This window comes from Mucilaginibacter sp. Bleaf8 (assembly GCF_018390515.1).
Taxonomy (GTDB): Bacteria; Bacteroidota; Bacteroidia; order Sphingobacteriales; family Sphingobacteriaceae; genus Mucilaginibacter.
Genome location: NZ_JAHBBK010000001.1, coordinates 263,371 through 281,674, shown reverse-complemented (window position 1 = coordinate 281,674; position 18,304 = coordinate 263,371). Strand labels below are relative to the sequence as shown.

Sequence of the window (18,304 nt, the reverse complement as noted above, 5' to 3'; positions counted from 1 at the left end):
ATGGCGTTATTGCAATTAAAGAAAGTATTTGATTGAAGATAGCCAAACTTACTTACACGTACAGCGGCTTTGAGTTTTAAACTTAAGATTAGGACTTGTATAGACAGCGTGAGCCTAAAATCACATATGACCGAGGTTCCGTATGGTAGATGCGTTTGCGCATGTTACACCTCCCTCTTAGTCATCGCCTATTTGCTTCAATCTCAGTGCGAGAAAGCCATTGCAATATATTGTCGCTTATGTATTATTCTGCCGTCACAACATCCTGAGCCTTATCGGGGCCATTGCACAAGATATTAGGATCTGCGATAGTCACAATTTTACAAATCTTCTCATCTATCTCGTCGATAGCAAGTTGTATCTCGGACAATACTGGAAATGTGGTATGATGCCCATTTATCTCGAGCAGATTAAGCAGGCCTTTGATTGTTGCTACAGGTCTGCGAAATTCGTGGGATTGCATATAAGCGATACGATCAAGCTGTACCTGCTGCTGCATAGCAGCCTGTTGTCTGGCAACCCTTTCTGTGACATCACTGGAATTATAAGAGATGCCTATGATCTCGCCTGCTGCATTCCGGGCCGGACTATAGGTAAGCATACACCAAACGGACTGGCCTCCAAAATTTAATAGCCTCTCCTTTCGTATGGTTTCTCCGGCCAATACTAAAGCACAGTTTTTCAGAAATTCAGCCATATAAGTTTCATTGATGAAACGGGTAATATCCATGCCGGCTTGTATATCTACCTGATAGGCTCGACGAATAAAAAGCTGAACAGCCTTATTAAAAGCCACAACCTTGAAGTTGCGGTCAATGAGGATATAGCTGCTGGCGGTACTTTCGAAAAACGAACGCATTTTGAGTTCGCGCTGCTTAGCTTCCAAAAACTGTGATTTCAGGAAGTGCAGGTTACTTTCAAATTCAAGCAACTGAATTACTTGCGTAGCCAAATTTTGCAGCATATCTTGCTGCAGAGCGGTAAGTTCGCCAGGTCGCTGGTCGATTACACATAAACTGCCCAACCTATGGCCATCATGAGTTGTTATAGGTGTGCCGGCATAAAAACGAATACCAGACTTACCGGTAACAGCGGGATAATCTTTCAATCGTTGATCTGCCTGTGCATCAGGCACAATCATAACGACATCGCTTTCCAACACATAATGACAAAAGGAATCAGCCCGGGAAGAACTGCGGGTGAAGGTATTTTCAGAAAGCACATATTCCGTATCCTGATCAATTAGCGTGATCAACCCACGGGGCGTTCCGCAGATGTCAGCCGCTAGTTGTGATATAGCTTGCAATTCCGACTGTTTATTTATACGAATACCTAAAAAGCGGTTGACTGCGTTCAACCTGCTTGACTCCTCCTTTGACATGTGTAAAGATTGAATTTAGACTATGTACCTATACGGGCAAAGCACCGCCCATGTTATTACATATTCCTGTTAATGTTTTGTATCTGCTATGATTGTTCTTTTTTGCTCAAGTTCGACAAAGGCGGCTTCCAATAAAACCACTTCTTCCACTTCTCTTGCACCTTTCTGCAATTGGAGACGATTCATACCATTTCGGGCTAAGATCAAGGGCTGCTTTATTTCTGCTGATAAAATACGTTCAATCTCTCTAAAAGATTCCTCCTGACGGCTGATGGTCTCCTCCTGCCGTGCCATATCTGATACATCAGTGCCACTATAGGATACGCCAATGATGTTACCTTCTGCATCAAGAGCAGGCTCATATGTAACATAGGTAGGTATTTCGCCGCCTGGCGTCACAATAACAGTTTCTGTGGCTATTCTTTCACCCGTTAGTGCTCTTTCACAATTTAATATAAATTCGTTCACAAAAGCCGGGTGCAGGTGTTCGCTTATTTTCACACCCTCGGTAACCGAGGTTCTGTAAAGCGTAGCCATAACATCGGCCAACGCCTGGTTAAAGGCAAGGATACGCAATTCTTTATCCAACAGCAGATGACAGGAACTGGAACCCTCAAAGAACGAACGCAACTTGGTTTCTTCTTCCATTGCGAGCTCATATTGCTCTTTCAGTAAGCGCAGGCTGGCATCCAATTCAAGCAATTGAATTGCCTGACGGGAAAGTTGATTCAGCATTTTTTCCTGCACAGGCGTTAATGATTTTGGCGCAAAGTCATACACACATAGTGTACCTAAGTTTAGCTCGTCATGCGTGGTTAACGGAGAACCCGCGTAAAAACGAACATGTGGCGCCTGTACAACAAAGCGATTGTTAAAAACGCGTTCATCTGTAGCTGTATCCGGGATCACAACCAGTTTGTTTTGCTGAATGGTGTGCCGGCAAAATGTGTCCTGGTACGGAACTTCCTGTAGGTCTGTCCCAACGCGAAACTTAACGTATTGGGTTTTATTATCCATGAACGTAAGCATGGCAATTGGTGAATTGCAAATTTTGGCAGCCAGTTCTACAATTTGCTGAAGTTCTTTTTCTTTGCTGACATCCTGTTGCAAAAAACGATTGACCGTATATAATCGTCTTAGCTTTTCTCCCGACATACGCTTGTATTATGATGATATTTTACTTCAATGATATGGCTATCAAGTAGCCGGATAAACTCTCGTTACAAACAGTCTCTTATACCTTAGATTTTAAGGAAACAATTACCTTAGTAGCTCATGGGCAAGAAAAAACTGCAAATCAGTTTGTTTAGCTAGGCATTATCATGGGATCTGCCATACCTTTTGATGGCTATATACGGTTTGCAACAAACGATGGTTTCGAAAATGCGCAACAGGGTTGTTAAAAAATCAAAATCTTATTTGTTCACTAGTTGACAAGAATATCAAGAGCTTATAGAGCGGAGTTCATGCGCAAAAAATGCTCGCGCTCTTTTATCGAGTGGCAAAGAAATATCACGGTAGCCAGGAAGTGAAATTACTTTACCGGCCTAGCCATAGTTAAGTATGCTTTTTGCATGTAAGTAAGCAGGCTGGTTTATTCTATTTCCAATGCGCTTAACAACAATATTTATATTTGGATTTTTGGGACGAGCAGTATAAGCACGTTGCCCGATATTGTATATAAAATTATTGTTATTTGTATCATTAAGTTTCGGGTGGTTGTGTTAATATTCGAAATGAATACACTTTGTTAATCAGAGAACGCCTTGAATGCCATCAAAATATAGGCGGCGAATTTACTTTGATCACTCCCCTCTTAATAATCTTAAGTTGCATTACTTCTGATGTCTGATGATATTTATTGAGAACGTAAGCAATACGAGTAAAAACGCCATATACCGGTGAGCCGTACAAGCTGAATATTTGAGCCATTGAAGAAACTAAGATCTGTTTTGATCTCCCGATCTTTGTATCATGAAAAACATCACAAAAATTCAGCTGGGCGAAAATGGCCCCTTTGTTTCCAAACTCGGTTTGGGCTGTATGCGTATGTCATCTATATGGGGCGGTTCTACCCCCGACCAAACAGAAAGTATCGCTACAATCCATGAAGCTTTAGACTGCGGCATTAATTTTTTGAACACCGGTGATTTTTACGGTGCCGGTCATAATGAACTACTCATAGGGAAAGCGATTAAAGAAAGGCGCTATGATGCTTTCATCAGTGTAAAATTCGGTGCCATTTTTCACAACGGTCAGCCGCTGGGAATGGATCTGCGCCCCATCGCTATTAAAAATTTTATTAATTACTCGCTCACGCGTTTAGGTATGGACACCATTGACCTTTACCAACCCAGCCGAATGGATAACAGTGTGCCGGTGGAAGACATCATTGGAACAGTTGCCGATCTGATTAAGGAAGGTAAAGTGCGTTACATCGGTGTATCAGAAATTACGGCCGATCAGCTGCGTAAGGCTAACAGCATTCATCCTATTAGTGCGCTAGAAATAGGCTATTCACTGGCCGACCGCCAAATTGAAAGCGACCTACTGCCAGTAGCAAAAGAATTAGGTATAGGCGTAGTAGCTTTCGCTAATACGGCCGAAGGTTTATTAACCGGTGAGATGACAGCACCGCTTCCGGCAAATGATTATCGCAACAATTTTTCGCGATTTCAGGGCAAAAATCTGGTTCATAATCTAAGAAAAGTTGAAGTTTTGAAGCAGCTAGCCAGCAAAAAAGGTTGTACACCAACACAAGTGGCCATTGCCTGGGTAAGAAAACAGGGCGATCACATTATGCCCTTGGTAAGTATGAGCCGCAGGTCGCGCTTGCCGGAAAACCTGGCAGCCCTGGATATTATTTTCACGCCGGAAGAATTGAATACCTTAAACACTACCTTTGCACCAGGTGCCATACTCGGCGGCACTTACTTGCAACGTTAAATAAATGACCAGTCCGGATGAAATATTGTCAGGCGTAATTTTTTATTCCTACCTCTCCGCTGAGCGCAGAGAGAAAGTATGTTTTTGGAACGACCATACCTTGATATTACAAGTTTCAGGACAGTTTACTATTGAAACCTCCGGACAAAAGATTTCGATGGCCGGAGGAGAAATGCTGCTGATCAGCAAAAACCAAGTAGGCACGCTTAGCAAAACACCCCTACCCGGAGCCTATTATGAAACGATTATAATATCCTTGCAGGAGGATTTGTTGCGTAAAATTGCGTTGGAAGAAAAGCTTGAAGCCGACCGAAAATATACAGATACGCCAAACATATTGATTCCAGCTAACGAATTTCTGCAGGGATATTTTCAGTCCGTTATTCCATACGCCCGGAGTGCGGGATCAGCCATGACAGACGAAATGGGCCTACTGAAGGTAAAAGAAGGCGTAAAGCTATTAATACTTGCCCTGCCGGAACTTCGCGATATTTTATTCGACTTTTCTGAACCCTACAAGATCGATTTAGAAAAGTTCATGCTCAGTAATTTTCATTTCAACGTTCCCGTCGAAAAGTTTGCGCAGCTAACTGGCCGCAGCCTGGCAGGCTTCAAACGCGACTTTCAGAAAACCTTCGGTTTCCCGCCGCGCCAATGGCTCCAAAACAGGCGACTGGATACAGCAAAATACCTGATCGAGAACAAACAACAGAAGCCCTCTGCTATCTACCTTGAACTGGGCTTTAAAAGCATGTCGCACTTTTCTTATTCTTTCAGGAAAAAATTTGGCAAGTCACCTAATGAGCTGGCATATTCAACTTCTCCGCAAACCTATCCGTAAATAGCTTTACCAATTCGGCTACACATTTGTAATTAACGGCTACACTAACAACCCATGCAATCAGCAACTTTGGTATCTCTAATCCAAAGTTTATGAAAAATGAAATTGAAGGTAAAGTGGTCGCTATAACCGGGGCTAGCAGCGGTATTGGCAAAGCCACAGCTGAGTTATTAGCTGCACAGGGTGCCACGGTTGTATTAGGTGCCCGCCGGGCCGACCGGCTTGAAATGATAACAGATGCAATTCGATACAACGGCGGCGAAGCCGCTTATATGGAGGTGGATGTCACCCGTCGTGAAGAGGTAGAAAGGCTAGTTGCTTTAGCAATAGAACGGTATGGCAAACTAGATGTAATGATCAACAATGCCGGTGTAGCACAGCTAGGCAGAATGGAGGAACTTGATATAGAAGGTTGGGAACAAATGATTGATGTTAACATTAAAGGAACGCTTTATGGCATTGCCGCAGCGTTGCCTGTATTCAAGAAGCATGGGTCGGGCCACATCATCAATATAATTTCAACAGCAGGAATTGCAATTGTACCTACAATGGCCGTTTATGCCGGCACTAAAAACGCAGTACGCACCATTAGCGAAGCATTACGTCAAGAATCTGAAGGACGTTGGCGGGTAACCGGTATTTCGCCCGGCTATGTTAAAACAGAGTTTGTAAGTAATATTAAAAATGAGTCTGTCAGGAATGCCAGCCAACAAAAGGCAGATGAGATATCCATCCCGGCAGACGCGATTGCCCAGGCTGTTGCTTATGCTATTGCACAACCAGCTAACGTAGATGTTGGTGATATGGTGATCCGGCCATCTGTTCAAGCATAAACCACTATCTTTACATCAATTGATAATTGAAGAGTTGCAATGAGGTCAGCGGTGAATAAAACATTAAAGTTCAGTAGCATCACCGATCTGATGCATAGGCTAAGACTGCCACCACCCCTACATCCGCTAATCACCTTAATTGATTATAGCCACGTAAAGATTGATCTGAGTGATGCGGGCAGCTGGTTTCTGCTGGATTTTTACAAAATCACATTTAAGAATAATTTTAGAGGCAGCGTAAAGTACGGCCCTGGTTCTTATGATTTTAAAGAAGGCGGTATGGCCTTCCTGGCACCCAACCAGTTAGTGGAAATGACTGCCGATGTCAATGATTATCAGGGCTATGCCTTGTATTTTCACCCCGACTTATTAATTAACCATACATTAGCGCAGGGAATTCATAGATACGGGTTCTTCTCCTACGGCGTTGCAGAAGCGTTATTCCTGTCTGATAAAGAAAAGCAGACGGTGAAAGCACTTCTGCAGGCCATTGGTGTAGAATTAGAAAACAATATAGACCAATTCAGCGAGGATGTACTGGTATCACAGCTTGAATTGCTGCTGAATCATAGTAACCGTTTTTACAACCGTCAATTCCTGACACGAAAAACGCTGTACCACCACCTGATTGGCCGGATGAACACTTGGCTAAATGAGCATTTTGACTATGCAAATACCCTGATCAGTGGCTTGCCGTCACCGCAGGATATAGCCACCCATTTAAACGTATCGCAACGTTACTTATCTGACATGCTGAAAGCACTTACCGGTAAAACCACACAGCAGCATATACATGTGGCGCTCATCGAAAAAGCGAAAACATTATTAAGCCATACAACCTTAACTACCGCAGAAATAGCTTATCAATTGGGGTTTGAGCACCCGCAATCGTTTAACAAATTGTTCAAGAGCAAAACCCGACAAAGCCCTCTGGAGTTTCGACAAGCACTTAAGTGATTTTTGGTTCGCGGCGACAAAGTATTGAGAAGCCGTACACTTAGCTTTTTATACAGGTCAGAAATTAGACATTCAATTTTGGCTGTACGCACATTGCGGTGGCCCCAATTTACAATATAGTGTCCTTTATTAAGTCGTATCAAACTGAACTTGATATCGCTTGTTGCTTTCAGAGCATATAGCAAACTATCAAAGTAGCATCAAATAAATGGCATTTAAATTTTTAAAACATACCTGGCAAAGGAAAATGCTTATTGTCCTATCAGGTTTAGTTCTGCTATTTATTGTATGCTTTTTTGCTATCACATTGTTTGGTCCGGGTATAATTAAAAGGGAAGCAAACAAGGCAATAACCAAAGGCACTGACAGCTTGTACCGAATTGAATTTGACGATGCTAGTATCAACTTGCTTAAAGGGCAGATCACCTTGTCCAACCTCAAATTGATTGCCGATACCAACCTTTTTAAAGAAAAGCAGAAGAACAAAAAATCACCAGGCACCTTGTTTTCTTTGCAGGTAAACAAAATGGTATTGAGCCATACACATCCGTTTAAGTTGTGGTTGCAAAAAAAATTGGATATAGGCTTGATACAAGTGGATTTACCGGATATAAGAATGGCAGCCTACAGCAATCCGGAAAAAGGCAAGAAAAAAAAAGATAACCAGACGATTTACCAGAAAATATCTAAGACTTTTAAGGAGGTACGCGTTGAAAAAATTGCCATACGTAATGCTCAACTTCACTACATAGATTTCAAAACCATTAAACCAGCAAAATCAAGCTTTAAAGAACTTGATATTAATGTACATGACTTACTGATCGACTCGGCCAGCCAGTTTGATGACAAACGCTTTCTGTTTTGCCGTAAAGTAGAGTTGAAGCTTCATAATTACAATGGACGTTCAGCTAAAGGGCTTTATGCCTACAAGGCTAAACTTGTCCAGTTTTCGACAACATCCAAGCTGTTACAAGTTGACGGACTATCGTTATCACCTTTGTTAAACCCTCAAAAGTTTTTTTCTAATACACACAGCGACCGGTTTTCCATCTGGACCAAGACTATCAAGTTTCATAATTTCGACTGGGACGCTTACAGCAAGACGCAACTTATACAAGCTTCAAAAGTAAGTTTATTGGGTGGCTACATAGGCGTGTTCAGCAATCCCAGATTCAATCCTGAAGGTATTAATAAAGATAAAGCCAGTACCTTCCCTAACCAAATACTGCGTACCCTTCCTGTTCGAATTAAGGCTGATACCGTTTTAATTAATCGGTATGCTATTAACTACCGGGAATATAATACGAAAAATAAGCGGACCGGGGTGCTTGACTTCAGTGAGGTAAATAGTCGCATGGCTAACGTCACGAACGACTCCTCTGCATTAGCTAAGCAAAAGTGGTGCTATGTTAAGCTAAACGCACGCTTCATGAAAAAGGCTGACCTGCATGTGGCTTTTGCTTTCAATCTTCGCGACAGTCTCTACTCTTACAGTTACCAGGGATCGTTAAGTACGATGAACATGTCGGCATTTAATGCTGCAACAGTTCCATTAGCATCGGTAAGTATTAAATCAGGCAGGCTTAATAAGCTTGCATTTGATATTAATGCAAACAAGATTGCTAGTAAAGGTCGCGTTACCTTACTTTATAATGATTTGAAGGTTGAATTACAGAAGGCAGATACTATAGAAGGCAAAATGAAGAAACGCCCGCTCATAAGCTTAGCCGTCAATTCGTTTTTCCTGAAAAACAACAACCCGGATAATCAGAATGCCCCACCCCGGATAGGTAATGTAAATTATGTAAGGCCCAAAGATTACCCTTTCTTCAAAACCATATGGCGTACGCTACTGATGGGCATCAAACCCTGTGTTGGCTTCAATATGAATAATAAGCCTGATGCCGATGTGAAAAAAGCAAAGAAAGATAAGCAGAAAGCTATCAAAAAGCACCAGCAGGGCAAAGCAAAGTAGCAAGTCAAAACCTCATATACTAAGAAAGGCTCCCTACTTTATGTACGGAGCCTTTCTTATTAATATTAAAGGAATTATACGCCTAAATCCTGCATAATTGCATCAATTTTAGCATCCATTTGCTTGTCTGCTTCTTCGTAAACGTCTTTGCTTGGCAGTGTGCCTTTTACGCTGCAATAGAATTTGATTTTAGGCTCAGTACCTGAAGGGCGGGCCGATATAATGCTGCCTTCTTCGGTAACAAACTGCAACACGTCCGATTTTGGCAAATCAGTCGGTTTTGTTGTATTGCTGGTTAAGTCTGTTTCTATACGCAGTTCATAATCCTTTAAGGCAATCACTTTAGATCCTCCCAAAGTAGCCGGTGGGTTAGTGCGGTACTTTTCCATCATGGCCTTAATCTCTTCCGCGCCAGTTTTACCTTTTTTGGTAATGGAAATTAACTTCTCTTTAAAGAAACCGTATTGCAGGTAAGTGTCCAGCAAGGCATCAAATAAGCTGCTGCCTTTGTCTTTATAAAATGCAGTCATTTCGGCAATAAAAGCGCTTGAAACCACAGCATCCTTATCACGAACCAATTCGCCAATCAGGTAGCCATAGCTCTCTTCGCCACCACCAATAAAGGTCTGCTTACCTTCAAATTGGGTCATCAGTTCGCCAATGTACTTAAAGCCGGTAAGTGTATTGTAACACTTCACGCCTTTTTCTTTGGCAATGTTATCAATCAGGTACGAGGTTACAATGGTTTTTACAATGTACTCGTTGCCGGTAAGCTTGCCTTTTTCCTGCCATGCAGTAAGCAGGTAGTTAATTAATAAACTACCGGTTTGGTTACCATTAAGCAGAATAAATTCGTTATCGTTATTTTTAACGGCAATGCCTACGCGGTCGGCATCCGGGTCGGTAGCCAATACTAAATCGGCATCTATTTCCTGCGCTTTTTTAAGCGCCAAGGTAAGCGCCTCTTTTTCTTCCGGGTTTGGATAAACAACGGTCGGAAAATTACCGTCAGGCTGTACCTGCTCTTCAACTAAAGTAACATTCTCGAAGCCGAATTGCTGTAGTGCTTTAGGCACTAAGGTGATACCCGTACCGTGTATAGGCGAATAAACGATCTTTAAATCTTTTTGGCGCTGAATAGCATCCGGAGAAACAGAAAGTGCGGTGATTTTATCTAAATACAGCTGATCTATCTCCTCACCAATCATTTCGATATTCGCCTCTTTGCGCGTGAAATTAACCTCATCAATGCTGGTGATAGCTGCAACTTCCTGCATTACCTCTTTATCGGCTGGTGACACAAACTGGCCACCATCATGACCGTAAGCCTTGTAACCATTATACTCTTTAGGATTATGCGAAGCTGTAAGCATAACTCCGCTTTTACAACCCAAGTGACGGATAGCAAAAGACAGCTCCGGTGTAGGACGCAATGCGCTGAAAAAATAAACGTAGATGCCGTTTGCCGAAAAAACGTCGGCCGTGATACCAGCCAACAGGTCGGAATTATTACGGCTATCATGTGCAATGGCCACTTTTACCTGTTCGCCGGGGTAGGTTTTCTTTAAGTAGTTGGCTAAACCTTGTGTGGCAGCGCCAATGGTGTATTTGTTAACACGATTTGAGCCCGGCCCCATGATACCGCGTAAGCCACCGGTACCAAATTCAAGGTCTTTATAAAAGGAGTCGGTTAGTTCGGTGTAGGCTTTGTCATCAAGCAGTTTCTGAATACTTTGTTTTACATCAGCATCATAACTTCCTTGAAGCCATGTATTTACTTTTTGAAGAACGGATGGTTCTAATTCCTGCATAGGTAATTATATTTAAAAATGTGATTGCAAGTTTGATTACTTCCAAATATGGCAATAAAAACTGTTTTGGCAATATGAGCTCTTATTATAAGATCGTTAATTTATTACAGCCAGCGCCCTATCAGATCTTCGTATTCAAACGTATGCACGTAGGCTTTCACAACAGTTATTTACCTATAAGGTTTTGGAATTTAAAGGATATTTTGAGAATTAAACATCAGCTTAATATGGCTAATATTTAATTTACACATTTTGAGCGTCATACACAACAACCTTATCCCAAAGATGGCTGTAATTTTTAATAAATTCTAAGTGAACAGGATGCGATTGATAGGTTTCCTGGCCAGCCAGATCACTAAAAAAGATGAGTTCAGATACGGCCCAGCTTTGATCAACTACATCACGTTTTTCGGTACCGGCAACTATGCCTACATGTAACTGGCGCACAGATTTGATTTTTGCAAGCGTTTTTACACCGGCTACCAGCTTATCCCGATCTGATACAGATTGCGGATTTTTGAGCCAGAAGAATACGTGGTGTACAACAGGATAATTGACAGGCGCTGCAGATGACAATAAAGCACTACCTGTAAGCCAGGAAGCTTTCTTTGTAAATTGCCGACGGTTAATGTTTTTCATGTAAGCAGGTTATTTGAATAAGGCCTTAAATTAATTAAAAGCAGCTAAACAAAAACACTTTCAGCTAAAATTACGCATTACAACCCTACTTAAAGAATTGGATAGTTGTAGTAGCCCCCTTACCTGTTCCTGCGCTTGCAATTTCGAAACTACCAGCATGGCTTTCCACTATAGAGCGGCAGTTGTATAAGCCAAGCCCTGTGCCGCTTTTTTTAGTCGTAAACCCACGTTCAAACAGATGTTCACCGGTTTCGCTATCAAACCCTTCCCCATTATCATTAACCACTAATTTGATGCGTTCAGTTGTTTGGTTTAGTTGAACATTGATCTTTTTATCAGTAGCGTCTACCTTTATGGCTTCCACGCTGTTTTTAAGCACGTTAAGCATCACCTGCATTAACTTAGTGTGATCGCCTTTAATCACATAACTGCCGGGCTCTGCATTAATGGTAATGCGAATACCTTTTTTCTCGAACGATGCCATCAGCATAGAACGGCAATCATCTATAATGCTGATAAGGTTTACAGGCTTGCGCTCATGCACCTCGCCATGTTCGCGCACAAATTGCCGCTGAATGTTTAAAATTTCCTGAATATGGGTAATGATGTTAACCAGTTCCCACACAGAGTTGCTTATCTCATCCTTGTTGGTAACCTGCGTTTTGGAAATGCCATCGGTTATGGTAATCAGCGCGTTTGTTTTATCTGCACCTATAGCACCTGCAATGGCTGTTTGCTGGCTTGCCAGAAACTGATTTAAGCCCTTTATGGTATCAATGTTACTTTTGTCAAGCGTGCGGTTGATTCGGTTTAGGTAAGAACCAAAGCCAACCAAAGCATTGCCTATATCGTGCAATACCTCCGATGCAATTTCGAACTTACCCTGCGCTATAGCTTTTTCCATTTCCTGTTCCTGCTGCATAATCATCTGCTCATTGAGCACCTTCAATTCTTCGGCCTGCTCGCTTAGCTCTTTTGATTGCTGATTCAGTTCGGCGTTCAGTTTCTTTAATTCTTCCTCTGCCTTTTTGCGTTTGGTTATATTATGACCGATACCCAGTAAACTGATAATATTACCGTTCACATCACGCACCGGTACTTTTGATGTGAGCAACCAGTTTTTGTTCCCTTCTTCGTCCCAAAAAAATTCCTCCCGGTCTATAATGGGTTCTCCTGTGCTAAGGACCCGCATATCATCAGCGTACCCTCGCTTGCCAATGTCTATATGTTCTGTATAAAGTTCCAGATCTGTTTTACCCAGCACTTCTTGCTCTGCAGTTGCACCCAGCACCCTAACATCTGCTTTATTTGATATTACCTTACGTGCAGCCTCATCTTTAACATAAATGGTATCCGGCAAATTATCAATGAGCGTACGCAGCAAAATACGTTCCCGTTGCATCTGCTCCTCGGCCAGTTTATGGCGGGTAATGTCTACATGTGTGCCAATAATGCGATTGGTATTATTGCCGGATGAATCTTTAATGTAACACCCCCGCGACCAGATCCAAACCCAATGACCGTTTTTATGCCGCATCCGGAAAGCATTTTCATACCTGCCTACGGGCCTGTGTACATATTTTTCAAACAAACGCATGGCCAGTGCCAGATCATCTGGATGCAAAAAATCAACCCAAGTGCGTTGTATATTATTCCCTTCCAGGGCAACAAAATCAGCCAGATCATAACCCAGCAGTGAATAATAGACATGATTGCAATTTAAGTGCTTACTATCTGTAAAATATTCCCATGCACCGGTATTAGACGCCTCAATAAGCGCGCGGTAAGTGGCTAAACTATCAACCAGCTCCTCTACTTGCTGTGATGTGTACTGAATATTTTCATCAAAGGTATCTTTTGGTTCGGTGGCGTTCATTGCAGGTTCAGTTTCGGTAAAGGTCACTTGTTTTTAGTCGATTGGCAATGTGATAGTAAACACCGCACCACTATCATTGCTTACTTCAATATTACCACCATGTGCCGTGATGTACTGCTTAACAATAGCCAAACCCAAACCCGTACCATTGCTTTTGTGCTTTGTTACAAAAGGCTCAAACAGCGTTTTGATGATATCACGCGGTATACCCGGCCCGTTATCGCGAATGGTTAACAAGGCTTTATTGTCATTAACTTCCGCCTTGATAGCAACCTGTGCGTTTGGTACGCTATAATTATACAATGCATCAATCGAGTTATTGACCAAATTACTGATGGCACGTCGTAGCTTGCTTTCGTCAGCAGCAATGGTAAGTGTTTCTGGTATGTCTATATGTATAGAAATCGATTCTACACCCTCACGCCCCTCAGCCATTTTCACGGCTTCATTAACCGCAGCGAGCAAGTTCACCGGCGATTTATGTACCGGCGTATCCTTTATAAAATCCAAAAAGTCATCAAATATTTCGGAGGCTTGTTCGGCTGAACGGTCAATAAGATCTATCAGTTCACTACCGTTCCCCTCTTCACGTACCAGGTCTGTAATAAGCCTGATGTTTTTGATAGGCGTGCGTAAGTCGTGCATCACCATACCAATTACCTGCCCTACGGCCGAAAGCTTTTCCTGTTGCATCAGCTTTTCATTCAGTTCGGCATTCCGGATGGCTTGCGCGGCATTCTGAACAAATAGTTTAAGCAGGTACATCTTCTCGGTTTTCAGCCGTTCCTGCTTCTTTAATATGGCGAATACCGAATAACTATCTAAGCGTGCCAGCACCAGCTCATCAATCTGAACAACCTCATTGTTCCCGATAGGTGTATTCTTGACGCGATTGATCAGTTCCGACAGGTTTACTTTTTCTTCCAGCGCACCGATCGACAATACTTTTTCATACGTAAAATTATCATGCAGCTTGCCAATCAGAGCCATATCGGTATCAATAGAGCCGGCCAACTGATCCAGGATATTTTTCAACAGCGAATCCAGCTGGTTTCTTTTCCAGCCAATGTTTGAAATGGATTCGATTAACCTTTCAAGGTTTCGCAACCTGTTATAATCCGTTACGGCCTTGGTTGCTAATTGTATAATCTCTTCGGGAGCGTATGGCTTGCAGTGATAACCCACGTTTTGCCCGGCCTGCTCCACTATATCATCTATAGAGCGATCACTATAAGCTGTAATAAAAATAATTTCGGCTTTAACATCATATTTCCTGATTTCCATCGCCGTTTCCAGGCCGCTCCAACCGGGCATACGCATGTCCAAAAATATTACAGCATAAGGTTTGCCGCTTTGTACCGCTTGCTGCACTTTTTTAACACCCTCCATTCCATTGGATGCTTTCTCAACCGTGAACGACGGGAAATTACGCGTACGCGTAAGCAGCGGCTTCTGCGTATCAAACAAAATGTCCATTGCGCTATCTATATAGCTTTGTTCTTCTGACTGGTGCTGAGGTACTAAAATATCTTCAATATTATCCCTCACCATCTCCTCGTCATCAATAACCAGGACGGCGGTATTCAATTCGTTCATAAAAAGTGTTTAATCAATAGTTTAACAGGCTGTTAGGGCAGCACCAGCGCAGCTATAATAGCCAGGCTATATAGCATTACTACGTTAAATAAAGTGATAAGTTGTGGTAATTACATAGCAGTTAGAAATTAATTTTTCAATTAATTGTAATGATATATTTCCTTGTATCAATACTTAATCCACGCAGCCATATTTTCTTAATGCGCTAAATTATAACGCTATAGTTTAAAAGGGATCGGGAAGTAAAACTTTATGGTAAACAGGCTGTTGGTGATATTAAATAAACATACGGTTAAAAACTTAAATTAATAATACACCATTATGTTAGCAATGAATTACCGGGGCCCGTTCAGGGTCCGTGCCGACCAAAAACCTTATCCCGAAATTCTGCATCCTAATGACGCCATAGTACGTGTAACACGTTCTTGCATTTGTGGTTCAGATTTACACCTGTATCATGGTTTGGTGCCAGACACACGTGTAGGCACAACCTTCGGCCATGAGTTCATTGGTATTGTTGAAGAGATTGGCCCTTCGGTTACCAAGCTGAAGGTTGGCGATAACGTATTGGTGCCTTTTAACATTGCCTGCGGCCAGTGCGCATTTTGTAAGCAGGAATTATATGGCAACTGTCATGAATCGAACCCACAAGCTACGGCTGTAGGTGGTATATTCGGCTATTCGCATACTGCCGGTGGCTTTGATGGCGGCCAGGCCGAATATGTGCGCGTACCATATGCTGATGTTGGCCCTACCATTATCCCGGCTGATATGGACCCAGACGATGCGGTGCTTTTAACCGACGTGGTACCAACGGGTTATCAGGCTGCCGAAATGGGCGGTATCAAAAAAGGCGACACCGTAGTTGTGTTTGGTGCTGGTCCGGTTGGTATAATGGCCGCAAAATGCGCCTGGTTATTTGGCGCAGGCCGCGTAATTATTATCGATCACCTGGAATACCGCCTGGAATTTGCCCGCAACTATGCACAGTGTGAGGCCTATAACTTCCGCTCACTGGAAGATCCGGTTTTGTTCATCAAAAAAACAACCGATTGGTTTGGTGCCGATGTGTGTATTGATGCGGTAGGCGGCGATGCTGCCGGAAGCGCTATGCAAACTATTACCGGCCGCAAAATGATGCTGCAGGCCGGTTCGGCTACTGCATTGCATTGGGCAATCAATTCTGTTAAAAAAGGCGGCATCGTATCCATAGTTGGCGTTTATGGCCCTACCGATAACCTGGTACCAATTGGTAACGTGGTAAATAAGGGTATTACCATCCGTGCTAACCAGGCATCAGTAAAACGTTTGCTGCCGAGGTTGATTGAACACATACAAGCCGGTCGACTTGATCCGAAAGGCATCATCACCCACCGCATTCCGCTGGAAGAAGTGGCCGATGCTTATCACATTTTTTCGGCAAAGCTGGATAACTGTATCAAACCAATTCTGATTCCACCAACTGCAGTTTTTAACAAAGGAGGACAAACATCATGGAAAATTCAGTAAACGAAAACGACTATTCGCATATAAAAGGCTGGGGTGTGGATGCCGACCCGACCAATGAGCCTACGCATCCAATGAAAAAATACACCGGCGATGACCATAACCGCATTAACTGGGTAAGGCCTGAGCTACAACCGGTAACCGTTGAGGTATTGCACTCTAACGAGCGCCCTAACGTTACCGCCGTGTTTGGTACGGTAGCACCGCCTTCGGGTTTAAGTGGTGCTATACGCCGCTATGCATTTAAGTATAGTGAATCGAGCTACGGGCACTGGCTGCCGCTCTTACTGGCCGACCGTGTAAATGTAGTGGAGGGTATTTTTGACGACTTTAAACGCGGGCATATACCTAACATACTGGCCGAAAAAGGCTGGAAAGCCGAATTAAAACACAATCCAAAGGGCTTGGCGCAAAAGGTATTTGTAACTGCGTTTGTAACCGCAGCAGCAATTACCTGGTTGCGCAGGAAGTAGATGATGATGGGCCGGCTAATTGCAGTAGCAAATAGCCGGCTTTTTTTGTGTACCTATTTATTCATGGCTGCTGCCACGACTGCGTTTTATAATTAAACGCCCGCTTTTAATCAAGCTTTTTTCCTTATCCGAAAATGCTATGCGTCCGCCAAAATCCTGCACCCAGTAGGTTTTATTTTCAGCGATACCAATCTCTCTAAAATCCGGGTTCATCAGGTTTTTACAGTGGCCTACACTCTTGAACCAGCCATTTGATACCTCTGCAATACTAAGTTGCCCGCGTGCAATGTTTTCACCTACGGCGAAGCTTTTATAACCATTGTATGTATAACCGGCTTTCATGATACGATCGCTAATGGTGCGGCCATCCTGGCTGGTATGACTAAAATAATCGTTCCGGGCCATGTCTTTGGCATGGGCGTTGGCTGCCTGTTCCAAGTCATCGTTCCATACCAGCGGTGCTGCCGGCGGCATATAAGTGCTGCCACAATTGCACCCACGGGCGCGTACGCGGTTAATACGCGATAGAAATTCATCTTTAAATTGGTCTTTGCTACCCCACTCCTGCGCACCCGCTATATAAGCTGCACCAAGCAACAGTATACAACACAATATCCATTTCTTGTTCATCTGTTCTTCTTTCTTACTTTATCCAAAGACTGTGAATTGCACATAATGTTTAATCAAATTTCATGCGGCAGTCCGAAAATTGTCATAACGAGGTAGGTTTGCACATTTTTTCAGGAATGATAAACTATATGCGAACTTTTTGCGTATAGATATTAAAAACAGACTATCATGATCGCATACTTAATTATCGGCTTAATTTTTATATTGGCTATTGCCGTATATGTAAGCAAACAACAAGGCAATGTAAACGAACTGATGCGCCAAAATAAAGATGTATTGCCGTTGTTAAAGCAAAAGGCAACACAGCTACAAGCAGTGAAAGTGCCGGTTAGAAATAACCAGTTTGGTAACAGATAAAATAATTTGACTTTATAACCAGGCAGCCGCAATATTTATTGCGGCTGTTTGTTTTTTACCGATTATAGCTATTATTGCATAAAATAAGTGCTGCCTTATGTCTGATGATGCTATAATTAAGAGGCTGAAAGTAATCGTGAAAGAGCATGGCGGCCAGTTAGGCCTGGCCAAGGCTATTGAAGTTGACCAAGGCTTCATCAGTAAAGTAATCAACAGAAAGCAGGAAATAAGCTATTACCTGATACGCAAACTTTGCTTCCAGTTAAAGTACTCGCCTGAATGGTTGATATTGGGTACCGGCGACCGCAAAATCAACAAATCGGATTCGCCCAAACTGATAACCGAAATACAGATGCTACGCACCGAGGTAGATATTTTACATGCCCGAATGCGCGCCTATGAAATTCAACTAAACGATCTGCGCGAACCAAAAGAGCACCAACCACAACAAGCCTGAGAAAAGAAAAGCTGACCAGGCCCTGC

16 protein-coding genes are annotated in these 18,304 nt (G+C 42.7%); 9 read left to right on the top strand and 7 right to left on the bottom strand.

All coding sequences use genetic code 11. The features are described 5' to 3' along the window. Window positions 1-244 precede the first annotated feature (244 nt). Window positions 245-1,381, bottom strand: a complete 1,137-nt coding sequence (locus KHS38_RS01170; RefSeq protein WP_213486235.1) for a GAF domain-containing protein — start codon at window positions 1,379-1,381, stop codon at window positions 245-247. A 69-nt stretch (window positions 1,382-1,450) separates the two neighbouring features. Beyond that, window positions 1,451-2,536: a GAF domain-containing protein gene (locus KHS38_RS01165; protein ID WP_213486234.1), complete on the bottom strand. Its 1,086-nt coding sequence runs from the start codon at window positions 2,534-2,536 to the stop codon at window positions 1,451-1,453. An 819-nt stretch (window positions 2,537-3,355) separates the two neighbouring features. On the opposite strand from KHS38_RS01165, the gene KHS38_RS01160 reads away from it, so the two are divergent. From KHS38_RS01160 to KHS38_RS01140, 5 genes are all read left to right on the top strand, one after another. Further along, window positions 3,356-4,327: an aldo/keto reductase gene (locus KHS38_RS01160; RefSeq protein ID WP_213486233.1), complete on the top strand. Its 972-nt coding sequence runs from the start codon at window positions 3,356-3,358 to the stop codon at window positions 4,325-4,327. Window positions 4,328-4,331: 4 nt separating this feature from the next. After that, window positions 4,332-5,168, top strand: a complete 837-nt coding sequence (locus tag KHS38_RS01155) for a helix-turn-helix domain-containing protein (protein WP_213486232.1) — start codon at window positions 4,332-4,334, stop codon at window positions 5,166-5,168. 92 nt (window positions 5,169-5,260) lie between these two features. Beyond that, on the top strand, window positions 5,261-6,001 hold the full coding sequence (locus KHS38_RS01150; RefSeq protein ID WP_213486231.1) for an SDR family oxidoreductase: 741 nt from the start codon (window positions 5,261-5,263) through the stop codon (window positions 5,999-6,001). 90 nt (window positions 6,002-6,091) lie between these two features. Then, complete coding sequence (locus tag KHS38_RS01145) at window positions 6,092-6,958, top strand: helix-turn-helix domain-containing protein (protein ID WP_249665239.1); 867 nt, start codon at window positions 6,092-6,094, stop codon at window positions 6,956-6,958. A 208-nt stretch (window positions 6,959-7,166) separates the two neighbouring features. Next, window positions 7,167-8,933: an AsmA family protein gene (locus KHS38_RS01140; protein WP_213486228.1), complete on the top strand. Its 1,767-nt coding sequence runs from the start codon at window positions 7,167-7,169 to the stop codon at window positions 8,931-8,933. Between the two features lie 74 nt (window positions 8,934-9,007). On the opposite strand, the gene KHS38_RS01135 is transcribed toward KHS38_RS01140, so the two are convergent. The 4 genes from KHS38_RS01135 to KHS38_RS01120 all read right to left on the bottom strand — a co-directional run bounded on the left by KHS38_RS01135 (window position 9,008) and on the right by KHS38_RS01120 (window position 14,855). After that, window positions 9,008-10,744 (bottom strand): phospho-sugar mutase, encoded by a 1,737-nt coding sequence (locus KHS38_RS01135; protein WP_213486227.1) that lies wholly within the window; start codon window positions 10,742-10,744, stop codon window positions 9,008-9,010. A 243-nt stretch (window positions 10,745-10,987) separates the two neighbouring features. After that, entirely contained in the window at window positions 10,988-11,383 is a 396-nt protein-coding gene (locus KHS38_RS01130; protein ID WP_213486225.1) for a Dabb family protein, read from the bottom strand. A gap of 85 nt (window positions 11,384-11,468) precedes the next feature. Continuing rightward, window positions 11,469-13,259: a PAS domain S-box protein gene (locus KHS38_RS01125; RefSeq protein ID WP_213486223.1), complete on the bottom strand. Its 1,791-nt coding sequence runs from the start codon at window positions 13,257-13,259 to the stop codon at window positions 11,469-11,471. Between the two features lie 33 nt (window positions 13,260-13,292). Continuing rightward, window positions 13,293-14,855: a hybrid sensor histidine kinase/response regulator gene (locus KHS38_RS01120; RefSeq protein ID WP_213486221.1), complete on the bottom strand. Its 1,563-nt coding sequence runs from the start codon at window positions 14,853-14,855 to the stop codon at window positions 13,293-13,295. 321 nt (window positions 14,856-15,176) lie between these two features. Between KHS38_RS01120 and KHS38_RS01115 the strand changes: the two genes are divergently transcribed. Together KHS38_RS01115 and KHS38_RS01110 are read left to right on the top strand one after the other, a co-directional pair. Next, entirely contained in the window at window positions 15,177-16,364 is a 1,188-nt protein-coding gene (locus tag KHS38_RS01115; protein ID WP_213486217.1) for a zinc-dependent alcohol dehydrogenase, read from the top strand. Then, window positions 16,349-16,834: a hypothetical protein gene (locus KHS38_RS01110; RefSeq protein ID WP_213486216.1), complete on the top strand. Its 486-nt coding sequence runs from the start codon at window positions 16,349-16,351 to the stop codon at window positions 16,832-16,834. Before KHS38_RS01115 ends, KHS38_RS01110 begins: the two co-directional genes overlap by 16 nt. 57 nt (window positions 16,835-16,891) lie before the next feature. Here KHS38_RS01110 and KHS38_RS01105 read toward each other — a convergent pair whose 3' ends face one another. Next, window positions 16,892-17,464 (bottom strand): CAP domain-containing protein, encoded by a 573-nt coding sequence (locus KHS38_RS01105; RefSeq protein WP_213486215.1) that lies wholly within the window; start codon window positions 17,462-17,464, stop codon window positions 16,892-16,894. A gap of 168 nt (window positions 17,465-17,632) precedes the next feature. On the opposite strand from KHS38_RS01105, the gene KHS38_RS01100 reads away from it, so the two are divergent. After that, window positions 17,633-17,821 carry a hypothetical protein gene (locus KHS38_RS01100; RefSeq protein WP_213486214.1) on the top strand — a complete coding sequence of 63 codons (189 nt, stop codon included), beginning with the start codon at window positions 17,633-17,635 and terminating at the stop codon, window positions 17,819-17,821. A 97-nt stretch (window positions 17,822-17,918) separates the two neighbouring features. Continuing rightward, window positions 17,919-18,278 carry a helix-turn-helix domain-containing protein gene (locus KHS38_RS01095; protein WP_213486212.1) on the top strand — a complete coding sequence of 120 codons (360 nt, stop codon included), beginning with the start codon at window positions 17,919-17,921 and terminating at the stop codon, window positions 18,276-18,278. The last annotated feature ends 26 nt before the right edge of the window (window positions 18,279-18,304 follow it).

Bases quoted from the DNA above. Each gene is read 5' to 3' on its own strand.
- KHS38_RS01170 (WP_213486235.1), bottom strand. From the start codon at position 1,381: ATGTCAAAGGAGGAGTCAAGCAGGTTGAACGCAGTCAACCGCTTTTTA.
- KHS38_RS01095 (WP_213486212.1), top strand. From the start codon at position 17,919: ATGTCTGATGATGCTATAATTAAGAGGCTGAAAGTAATCGTGAAAGAG.
- KHS38_RS01130 (WP_213486225.1), bottom strand. From the start codon at position 11,383: ATGAAAAACATTAACCGTCGGCAATTTACAAAGAAAGCTTCCTGGCTT.
- KHS38_RS01150 (WP_213486231.1), top strand. From the start codon at position 5,261: ATGAAAAATGAAATTGAAGGTAAAGTGGTCGCTATAACCGGGGCTAGC.
- KHS38_RS01165 (WP_213486234.1), bottom strand. From the start codon at position 2,536: ATGTCGGGAGAAAAGCTAAGACGATTATATACGGTCAATCGTTTTTTG.
- KHS38_RS01160 (WP_213486233.1), top strand. From the start codon at position 3,356: ATGAAAAACATCACAAAAATTCAGCTGGGCGAAAATGGCCCCTTTGTT.
- KHS38_RS01155 (WP_213486232.1), top strand. From the start codon at position 4,332: ATGACCAGTCCGGATGAAATATTGTCAGGCGTAATTTTTTATTCCTAC.
- KHS38_RS01105 (WP_213486215.1), bottom strand. From the start codon at position 17,464: ATGAACAAGAAATGGATATTGTGTTGTATACTGTTGCTTGGTGCAGCT.
- KHS38_RS01120 (WP_213486221.1), bottom strand. From the start codon at position 14,855: ATGAACGAATTGAATACCGCCGTCCTGGTTATTGATGACGAGGAGATG.
- KHS38_RS01145 (WP_249665239.1), top strand. From the start codon at position 6,092: ATGCATAGGCTAAGACTGCCACCACCCCTACATCCGCTAATCACCTTA.
- KHS38_RS01115 (WP_213486217.1), top strand. From the start codon at position 15,177: ATGTTAGCAATGAATTACCGGGGCCCGTTCAGGGTCCGTGCCGACCAA.
- KHS38_RS01100 (WP_213486214.1), top strand. From the start codon at position 17,633: ATGATCGCATACTTAATTATCGGCTTAATTTTTATATTGGCTATTGCC.
- KHS38_RS01125 (WP_213486223.1), bottom strand. From the start codon at position 13,259: ATGAACGCCACCGAACCAAAAGATACCTTTGATGAAAATATTCAGTAC.
- KHS38_RS01110 (WP_213486216.1), top strand. From the start codon at position 16,349: ATGGAAAATTCAGTAAACGAAAACGACTATTCGCATATAAAAGGCTGG.
- KHS38_RS01135 (WP_213486227.1), bottom strand. From the start codon at position 10,744: ATGCAGGAATTAGAACCATCCGTTCTTCAAAAAGTAAATACATGGCTT.
- KHS38_RS01140 (WP_213486228.1), top strand. From the start codon at position 7,167: ATGGCATTTAAATTTTTAAAACATACCTGGCAAAGGAAAATGCTTATT.